Source organism: Endozoicomonas ascidiicola (genome assembly GCF_001646945.1).
Lineage (GTDB): Bacteria > Pseudomonadota > Gammaproteobacteria > Pseudomonadales > Endozoicomonadaceae > Endozoicomonas > Endozoicomonas ascidiicola.
This window is the reverse complement of sequence record NZ_LUTV01000007.1, coordinates 263,640-266,254: the sequence shown is the minus strand read 5'-3', so window position 1 is coordinate 266,254 and position 2,615 is coordinate 263,640. Positions and strand designations below refer to the sequence as shown.

The following is a 2,615-nucleotide window of genomic DNA, read 5'->3' as shown; positions in this document are numbered from 1 at the left end:
AAAACCATAACGTACGACAATGGAAAAGAATTTGTTCAGCATGAAGAGGTTGACAAAGCGTTGAAGTGTGACAGTTACTTTGCTGCTCCGTATCACTCTTGGGAAAGAGGTCAGAATGAGAATGCTAATGGGCTACTCAGGCAGTATTTCCCCAAGTCGATGGAGCTTAATAACGTTACAGAAAAAGAAGTCATCATAGCGGTTGATAAGCTGAATAATAGACCTAGAAAATGCCTTGACTACAAAACACCTTATGAGGCTTTCAAAGAGTTAACTGGGATTGATGTAAGAAAAGTTATGGGTTATGTATTTATTACTTGAATTCAAGATGGAAGAAATACCACTTTCAGCTCAAAAAAAAGATTCACAAAGATAAACACGAACCATTACAACAAGTCTGAAGAGAAAAAAAGATCTACAGATCCGGTCTACTATCCAGTAGATCCAACCTCAAAAAATTCAAACATGTGGAAAGAAATCAGTAAATTAGTTGAAGCAGATGATTTAAATGGCGTAGACCCAAAAGTCATTGCCGAAAAAGTAAATGGCACATTCGAAAGAACCACTGACAACAACATTAGATTCGACCCAAACAGCTTCATGCCTGCTGTTTTTTTCAACCATGCCACTATTGATTGATTTAAACATATGCCATCAAAACGACATTCTAGATTATTTCAATGACAGCGGAATGCCAGCCGACAAAGATTTCAACCAGATTAAAAAAACTCTATCCCTAAAATCAATTAAAGAAACTCTTGCCGACTGCCCTGACTCCGTCAAAAACAACATATATATAGAAAAGATAAATGCATTACTATTTACTCAAAAAAATACACATCAATTAAAACCATCAATATTCGAAGGTATTAATGAAAAAAGTACATTTATAGACTTTTTAAATATGAAAATGAGTTTTCTTGTAAAGCAGGATATGGAAACACTCTTTGATAAAGTTACTAAAAAACAACAATCATCAACTAGACCAGAAACAGAAGAGTCAAGCAAACCTCAGAAAGCCGACAAGAAAGACAATACTGACTCCAAAACAGCACCCGACGCTGGGTGTAATTAAAAGTGTTCAACAGTCTGTAATTTTGTGAATTTTCTATTTTTGATACCGAGTATTCATGCGGGGTAACAGCTGATGAAATTTGAATTTTCACCACATCGGGAACACTTTTAATTACACCCCCCGACGCTTCTAGCAAAACCACGAAGCCAACAAAGAACAACAAAGCGAAAACTGAAAATCAAGAGCAAGCCAAGAAAGATTCCTACAAAGCCTCTGAGCCATATAAGATGTCAGAACCACAGAACACTTATGGTTACTGGCAACAGATGAAAAAGCTTGTTGCAAACGATATAGATCACGGTACCGGTGATGAATTAGTTGCGCAAAAATTAAACCAGATTTTCGAGCAATCTGATGTTTCGGGTGTTTGCGATGTGAAACGATTTAAAGCGAAGTCATTCCTTAATGTACTTGCAGCAATTCCCGCTCTTTCCTGAACCCTAACAGCTGCAAGATTTACAGAGGAGGTAGAAAAACACAGCCCGCACAATTCTTCGACTAAAATCACTGATTAMTCAATCTTTGTCGTCGGTATAGTTATGGGTACGGCCATTCAGAAAAATATCAGACATTTCAGTGCGTCTTACTTGATAAAAACAGTGTCCGATTGCTTTGAAAATATTCCAGACCACCGCCCTAATAAAAGYAGTATTCCCTTTGGYAATTTCCCAAAAKCAGCTTTTGCAGTGATGCATCAAAAATTTGATTCGCTCCTGGGATTTGACGAAGAGCGGCTTGAGCCAACCTGCTGTTATAACCTGGAAAAACTCTATCATGTTAAAGAGGGCAAAGTACCTTCTGATACGCGCATGAGAGAAGTCCTTGACCCGATAGATCCCGTGGAATTCAAGAAACCATTTAAAGAACTATTCTCGATCATTCAGCGTAACGGAGCCCTTCAGGGATACACCTTTAATTGTGGAAAGTTAAAAGACCATTACTTACTGCCCATTGACGGCRCCGGTCTTTTTTATTCAGACACCAGCCGTTGCGCTGATTGCTGCGTCAAGAATGAAGGGAAGAAAAATGAAACCTATTACCACAATATAATGGGTGGCTGCCTTGTTCATCCCAACAGAAAAACCGTTATTCCCTTGGCGCCTGAAGCTATTTGCCGCCAGGATGGTTCCACAAAAAATGATTGCGAGAAAGCCGCAATCAGACGGTTTTTGGCTCAGGTAAAAAAAGACCATCCTCGTCTACATCTGGTCATTCTTCTGGATGGCTTATACGCCGACAACCCTACGGTAGCAATGATCAAGGAGTTTGGATGGCACTACATTATCGTCGCAAAGGATGGAAATCATGTGGCACTTATCGAGGCCATGAATGCGCTTTATGATCAGGGCGAGGTCCATCATCATACCGTTGTTGATGCACCAAATAAGACGACACATAAATTCCGTTACGCTMATAAMGTGCCACTCAATCTTCAAGATGATACTGAACACGTTAATGTGCTTGATTACATTGAAATCGACAAAAAAGGCATTCAGCACTTCTGGTGCTGGGTCAGCGATATTGAATTAACCAATAACAC

At 39.3% G+C, this 2,615-nt stretch carries 4 protein-coding genes; all 4 read left to right on the top strand.

The window, feature by feature from the left end:
* The coding region (locus AKL11_RS20310; protein ID WP_067521279.1) for an IS30 family transposase at nt 1-321 on the top strand (321 nt) is incomplete at its 5' end.
* Nucleotides 322-544: 223 nt separating this feature from the next.
* Nucleotides 545-1,075, top strand: coding sequence for a hypothetical protein (locus AKL11_RS20305; protein ID WP_157673688.1), 531 nt, complete (start codon nt 545-547; stop codon nt 1,073-1,075).
* Between the two features lie 227 nt (nt 1,076-1,302).
* Nucleotides 1,303-1,512, top strand: a complete 210-nt coding sequence (locus AKL11_RS20300) for a hypothetical protein (protein ID WP_067521269.1) — start codon at nt 1,303-1,305, stop codon at nt 1,510-1,512.
* Nucleotides 1,513-1,764: 252 nt separating this feature from the next.
* On the top strand, nt 1,765-2,615 hold an 851-nt coding region (locus AKL11_RS25765; protein WP_216636828.1), incomplete at its 3' end, for a hypothetical protein.

Excerpts from the sequence above, each read along its gene's own strand:
- AKL11_RS20305 (WP_157673688.1), top strand. The coding sequence starts at position 545 with ATGGCACATTCGAAAGAACCACTGACAACAACATTAGATTCGACCCAA.
- AKL11_RS20300 (WP_067521269.1), top strand. The coding sequence starts at position 1,303 with ATGTCAGAACCACAGAACACTTATGGTTACTGGCAACAGATGAAAAAG.